Below are 5,914 nucleotides of genomic sequence, written 5' to 3'. Positions count from 1 at the left end.
GCGAATGGTATGCTGTCAGATGCCAGCTCGCCATCATGTTCGATGATCGTTTCCCAATGGCCTGAAAAAGTGCCACCGCACAAAATTCTACACAGTCTCCGGGAATTCGATAAATTCACCTGTAACGAATTCATGCTCGAAGATGCCCAGGCCATGGCAAACGCCTTTACGGCATGCCAGCCGGAGCTGGTCATTCATCTCGCCGCGCAGGCGGGGGTGCGCTACAGCATCGAAAACCCGGGCACCTATATCAGCGCCAACCTTGTCGGCACCTATAACGTGCTTGAGCAGGTCAAGGAGCACAAGACGCCCCATCTCATGATGGCGTCGACGTCTTCCGTTTATGGTGCGAACAGGGAGATGCCTTTCTCCGAATCCCAGCGTTGCGACCATCCGCTCAGCCTGTACGCCGCCACCAAGAAGGCGACGGAAGAACTGGCCCATTCCTATTCCTATATCTGGAAGCTGCCGATTACCGCTTTCCGCTTTTTCACGGTGTATGGCCCGTGGGGACGGCCGGACATGGCGCTGTTCAAGTTCACCGCCAACACCCTTTCGGGCAAGCCGATCGATGTCTACAACAACGGCAACATGGAACGCGATTTCACCTATATTGATGATCTGGTGGAAGCCATCTGCCTGCTTTCGGGCAAGCCGCCGCTCAAGGCGGGCGAAAGCGACCCCGGTGCCAGCCCGGTCGCACCCTACCGGGTGGTCAATATCGGCAACAGCCAGCCGGTCAGCCTGATGGCGTTCATTGAAGCGATCGAAAAGGCGCTGGGCAAGCCGTGCGTCCGCAACTACATGCCCATGCAGCCCGGTGATGTGCCGCGTACCTGGGCGGACTGCTCGGCCCTGCAGGCGCTGACCGGTTTCCGTCCGTCCACCCCGGTTCAGACCGGCGTGGATGCCTTCGTGGCGTGGTATAGGGATTATTACAAGGTTCCCGCGTGCCCCTGATTCACGACGAGCCAGCGGATACCCTATCAGGCCATCGGGCGGTTCGTCCCGATGGCAATGGCGCGATACCGTCCACGCATCCGGACCGCAGCACACGTGAAATGGCGGAAGCCATGTTCGCGCGGCATGTACGCGAGCGTACATTTGCGCAAGGTGCGCAGGAAATGGACAGGCTTGCCGCTCGCTTTCCCACCCATGAGCGTTTTCATCTCCTGGCCATGCGCCTGCATGACCGCAGTGAAGGGCGCCTGGCGGCGCTGACAGGCTGGAGCAGGCTTGCGGAGCAGTTTCCTCATTGTAGCGAAGCCTTTGTGATCGTGGTGCGTACCGTGCTGCGCACGACGGGCGGAGAGGCGGCCCGCGCGATTATCGAAGCCCGCTTTCCCGATGGCGCACCTGCGCATGTGGGCGCGGGCGTGGGAGGAAGTGGGTGAAAACGCACGTGTCGATGCAACGCTTTCCGCCCTGCTGGAAAATGATTCCACATGTATCAGCGTCGGCAGGCTGCATGCTGGCCTGCTCCGCCGGCGTGGCGATCTGCCTGCGGCACAGGCCGTGCTGGAACGTCTGCCGCACGGTGCGGCGGATGATGCGCCAGCGGTGCGGGATGACGCGGTGGCAAACCAGCTTGCCGTCCTGCTCCATGGCCGCAGGCTGCTGGCGCGGCACGAGATGGGTGACGCGGCCGCGTGCAACATGCACACCAGACCGTGCTGCATGACTGTCTTGTCAAGGCGATTGCCCGGCGCGGAACACCGCCTGCCCAGTATGGGGGGGGGCGCTGAGCGGCAGTTGGTCAATACCGCCGTCGGCCCGACGCGCGCCGCAAGAACGGGCGCGGCTATTGGGCAGTACCATCTCAGTGGCCCGGTGGAAGTGGCGTGCCGGGCGCTGGATGACCGGCCGCAAGGGAATTTTTTCTCCCTGACCTGACAGCTACGCACATATCCGTTGATTCCTACAGCCAGATTCCTGCTGATTCCGCCCGGAACGACACGGCATTGGCGGGTGTGAGGGAGGTCCTGCACCTGCTGCCCGCACCGGTTGATGTCGCGACGGCACGGATTGTTGCCCTGCTGCGCCAGCGCAGGCCGCCTGCGTGATGGCACTGGCAGGTGCCGCGAGAGGTGGCGGCGAGTGGCTACGTGACTGTGGCGCATCGCAATAACACCACGCCTGCAACGGCCCCGGATGCGGGGCGTGGCCCCGTGTGACCTGTTGATCCGTAGTACTGGCGTTTTGGAGCAAGCGACAGAAAACGCCATCTTCTTGAAAAAAAGAGGGTGATTCAGCACATCGCTGATCGTCCTGCCCTTGCGCCTGTCTTTATCCATCCGGGTCAGGCTGTCACGGTTGGGCAAAGGCTGACCGAGCATCTTGTATCGTGCGGCATGGGTTCCACAGGCACGCGAACCGCTCTTTCATTTGCCGCCCGCAGCGAATGAGCCAGCCGGTTCCGGCATGATCCCCTCATCAGGCCATGAAGCAGGGCGCGTGCCAGCACCAGGCGCGGGCGGGATATGACACTTTTATGAAAATATATTTCGTAAGATGTGGCAGGCCTTGCCCTCATGTGTCGTGACTGTATGGCAGGGATCAGCCTGGCCGGAAAACAGGACTGGCCTGATGGTATTTCCCCTCCCCAAGCGTGACGCTGCCTGTTTGTCAGCCTCGCGACCTGTGTGCCGTAGCTGCTTTGGCGCAAGAATTGATACAGCCTCCTGTAGATAAAGAAGATCAAATGAAAAGCATCATTATGGCCCTTCTCTGTATTGGCCTGACAACGCCGGTTTATGCCCAGTCGCATATCGATGTCGGTTTCTCGCCCGAAGGATCGGCAACCGAACTGGTGCTGAACGTGATCAGAAGTGCAAAAAGCCAGATCCGCATGATGGCGTTCTTCTTCAGCGCCGACAATGTGGTCGATGCCCTGATCAAGGCCAAAAAGCGCGGGGTGGACGTGGCAATCGTGCTCGATGAGGAGGGTAATAAGGGCAAGGGCAACCAGATGGCCATCGCGCGGGTCAGGGATGCTGGCATTCAGGTCCGGATGGATGATGTCTATGCCGTGCAGCACGACAAGGTCATCATTACCGATGGCCAGAATGTCGAGACCGGTTCATTCAATTTCACCAAGGGGGCCCAGCGCAAGAATAGTGAAAACGCCCTGGTGATCTGGGATGACCCCACCCTCGCGCAGGCTTATCTGGCCCATTGGCAGAACCGGTGGGATCACGCCCGTTAGGCCGGGCGTTTTTATGCGGTCTCACGGTCGATAAGGGCCAGCAGGGCTTCCGCCGCCGGGCTGCGGTAGCGTTCCTTGTGGCGCAACCCGTAAAAGGCGCGCGGGCCGAGTTCGCGCGGCACGGCATGGAGCGTGCCTGCCTGCAATGCGGGCGCGATGACCAGCGAGGACAGCGCGCCAATGCCAGCCCCGGCCTCGATCGCGGTGCGCACGCTCTCGTTGGAGGGCAGGACAAGCCCGATCGTCAGCTCTTCCGGCGCAATGCCCAGCTGGCGCAACTGCTGCTCCAGCGTGGCGCGCGTGCCCGAGCCAGGCTCGCGCATGACCCATGTGGCTTTTCGCAGCCAGCGTGTGCTGGCACGGGCGGGCGGGCAGGGGGTGGCCTGTATCAGGGTCAGGCGATCACTGCCCAGCGGCCACTGCGCCAGGGCCGGGTCATCAACAAGGGCCTCGACAATGCCGAGGTCAACCACGCCATCACGTACCCGGTTCGCGGCTTCCTCCGTGTTGCTGATGGCGACATCAACCATAATGTGCGGATAGTGCTGGCGAAATGACACCACAAAGCGCGGGAGCCAGTAGGCCGCAATGGTCTGGCTGGCCACCACGCGCAATGTGCCCCGTTTCAGGCCGCTGAATTCCTCCAGCATGTTCTCAGCCGCAGTCGCCTGGGCCAGCACGGCCCGGGCTTCGGGCACGAACAGGCGGCCTGCTTCCGTCAGCCTGATGCCACGGCCGATACGGTGGAACAGCTTGATGCCGTGGCGCTCCTCAAGCGCCGCGATGGCGGCTGACACGGCTGATTGCGTCACGTTCAGGGCGCGGCTGGCGGCGGTGACGTGTTCGCGCTCGGCCACGGCAATAAAAAGGCGGAGCTGTTCAAGGGTCATGGTCCATCCCTACCACAATCAATCATGATAATCGATTGAAACAAGAAAAACTATGCGTTGGATTGATTGAATACCCTCCTCCTAGTCTGCGTGGCGAAAGGGAGGATACCGTGACGAGCATGCCATGCAGGCCACCGTTCCTGTTGAGGAATATTGATTTTTCAACGCGTGTCGCACCGGGTATCGGGTTGTGCCTGGCCATCAGCGCGCTCGCCATCGGGCTCGAACGGGCGCAGGCGGCCCTGTTGGGCAGGGCATGGGTCGAAGCCCTCAATCTGGCCCTGGTGCTTGGTGTGGGCCTGCGTGCGATCTGGCAGCCCATGCCCGCCTGCCTGCCCGGTATCCGCTACTGTGCCCGGACCCTGCTCAATATCGCCATCGTGCTGCTCGGGGCTTCGTTCAGTGTGGGGGCGGTGCGTGCAATCGGGCCGGGGCTTGTGGCGGGGGCCATGGGCATCGTGATTTTCAGCCTGGTCTTTACCTGCTGTGTGGGGTGGCTCGCGGGGTTGCCCGCGCGGCAGACGCTGCTGGTGGCCTGCGGCAATTCCATATGCGGCAATTCGGCCATCATGGCGGCGGCTCCGGTTATCGAGGCCGATGATGACGAGGTGGGGGCCTGCATCGCCTTTACGGCGGCGGGTGGCCTTGTGGTGGTGCTGGGGCTGCCGTTCGTGGTGTCCCTGCTGGGCCTGCCTGCGGGGGCAGGAGGCGCGCTTGCGGGGCTGACCGTTTATGCCGTGCCGCAGGTTGTGGCCGCGGCAGCGCCGTCTGGCATGGCGGCCGTGCATGTCGGCACGCTGGTCAAGCTGGTGCGGGTGCTGATGCTCGGGCCGGTATGCGTGGCGCTGGCCCTGATTGCCAGCACATGGCGCGTGCATGAGAATGCGGAATCACGCCTGCCGCCCCTGACCCGGCTGGTGCCGTGGTACATCATCGGTTTTGTGGTCATGATGGCGGTGCGTTCGGCGGGGGGTATTCCGGCGGGGCTTGTGGCGCCACTCAACCATGTGGCCACGTTCCTGACCATTCTGGCCATGGCGGCGCTTGGACTGGGCGTTGAACTCAGGGCCATCATGCGCGCCAGCACGGCCTTGATGGTCACGGTCACCCTTTCACTGCTCGGGCTGCTCGGCGCGAGCGTGGCGCTGGTGCGGGGCATGGGTGGTGCGTAAGGACGGACAGGAGGATGGAAGGGCGTATCCTTCCATCCTGCATGCAGGGTCAGTCCTGGTCCTTCAGGGCCTTCGCCTCTTCCTCGCGCGTGGCGAAGGGCACTTCCTGCCTGTCATCAAGCTCATCCATGCTGCCGCCGGAATTGCCGAGGTTTTCCTCCAGCCATGCCTGCTCGATGGGCTCTCCGTTCGCATCAAGCGGCACGGGTGAGTCAACCGGGATCTGGCCCGCATCGGGGTTGCTTTCCATCCCGATCAGTTCCGATGCGGCTTCGCGGTAGGCGGCTGCGCCGCAGCCGGGCTTGCCGTCGGCTTCCCACAGTTCCTGGGCTTTGGCGGTGATGCGGGCTTCGGTTTCGGGCGTGGTGGCCAGGGGGTTCTGCATGGTCATGTCCTTGTGGCGTGTCAGGGCGTGGGCCTGCGGGCCGCAGGCGCCAGTGCGGAATCAGTCGAGGGCGACGGCTGCCTCGCTGGTCAGCACCCGGAAGATAAAGCTCTCCTGCAGGTAAAGTTCGACCGTGTCTGCCGTATGGGCCAGATAGCCGATCGAGATGGGGTGGTTGCCGTCCTCCCCGCACGGCATCGCAATGTGCCAGAATGGTCGTTGGAAGAAACGACTGCGCGAAAGGACGGCAGATGAAGGATAC

7 protein-coding genes and 1 pseudogene are annotated in these 5,914 nt (G+C 62.5%); 5 read left to right on the top strand and 3 right to left on the bottom strand.

The window, feature by feature from the left end:
* The first annotated feature begins 9 nt into the window (after positions 1-9).
* The 4 genes from CDI09_RS17005 (at position 10) to CDI09_RS16995 (ending at position 3,205) form a co-directional block, all read left to right on the top strand.
* Positions 10-960, top strand: a complete 951-nt coding sequence (locus CDI09_RS17005; RefSeq protein ID WP_408884522.1) for an NAD-dependent epimerase/dehydratase family protein — start codon at positions 10-12, stop codon at positions 958-960.
* Positions 951-1,394 carry a hypothetical protein gene (locus CDI09_RS18740; protein WP_236944628.1) on the top strand — a complete coding sequence of 148 codons (444 nt, stop codon included), beginning with the start codon at positions 951-953 and terminating at the stop codon, positions 1,392-1,394. Before CDI09_RS17005 ends, CDI09_RS18740 begins: the two co-directional genes overlap by 10 nt.
* On the top strand, positions 1,348-1,893 hold the full coding sequence (locus CDI09_RS18735; RefSeq protein WP_236944627.1) for a hypothetical protein: 546 nt from the start codon (positions 1,348-1,350) through the stop codon (positions 1,891-1,893). Before CDI09_RS18740 ends, CDI09_RS18735 begins: the two co-directional genes overlap by 47 nt.
* A gap of 823 nt (positions 1,894-2,716) precedes the next feature.
* Positions 2,717-3,205 carry a phospholipase D family nuclease gene (locus CDI09_RS16995; protein ID WP_110571454.1) on the top strand — a complete coding sequence of 163 codons (489 nt, stop codon included), beginning with the start codon at positions 2,717-2,719 and terminating at the stop codon, positions 3,203-3,205.
* A gap of 11 nt (positions 3,206-3,216) precedes the next feature.
* Here the strand turns inward: CDI09_RS16995 and CDI09_RS16990 are convergent, their stop codons facing one another.
* Positions 3,217-4,095, bottom strand: a complete 879-nt coding sequence (locus CDI09_RS16990) for a LysR family transcriptional regulator (protein WP_078524733.1) — start codon at positions 4,093-4,095, stop codon at positions 3,217-3,219.
* A gap of 119 nt (positions 4,096-4,214) precedes the next feature.
* On the opposite strand from CDI09_RS16990, the gene CDI09_RS16985 reads away from it, so the two are divergent.
* A complete protein-coding gene (locus CDI09_RS16985; RefSeq protein WP_078524731.1) occupies positions 4,215-5,267 on the top strand; it encodes a YeiH family protein in 1,053 nt (350 codons plus the stop codon).
* A gap of 49 nt (positions 5,268-5,316) precedes the next feature.
* Here CDI09_RS16985 and CDI09_RS16980 read toward each other — a convergent pair whose 3' ends face one another.
* Together CDI09_RS16980 and CDI09_RS18730 are read right to left on the bottom strand one after the other, a co-directional pair.
* Positions 5,317-5,652 (bottom strand): DUF2934 domain-containing protein, encoded by a 336-nt coding sequence (locus CDI09_RS16980; RefSeq protein ID WP_078527748.1) that lies wholly within the window; start codon positions 5,650-5,652, stop codon positions 5,317-5,319.
* A 60-nt stretch (positions 5,653-5,712) separates the two neighbouring features.
* Positions 5,713-5,914: pseudogene (locus CDI09_RS18730) on the bottom strand (bacteriocin family protein); the annotation flags it as partial.

It is taken from the genome of Komagataeibacter nataicola, from assembly GCF_003207795.1.
Lineage (GTDB): Bacteria > Pseudomonadota > Alphaproteobacteria > Acetobacterales > Acetobacteraceae > Komagataeibacter > Komagataeibacter nataicola.
Note: the sequence above shows the minus strand (reverse complement) of the source record. Positions and strands in the feature narration are given on the sequence as shown.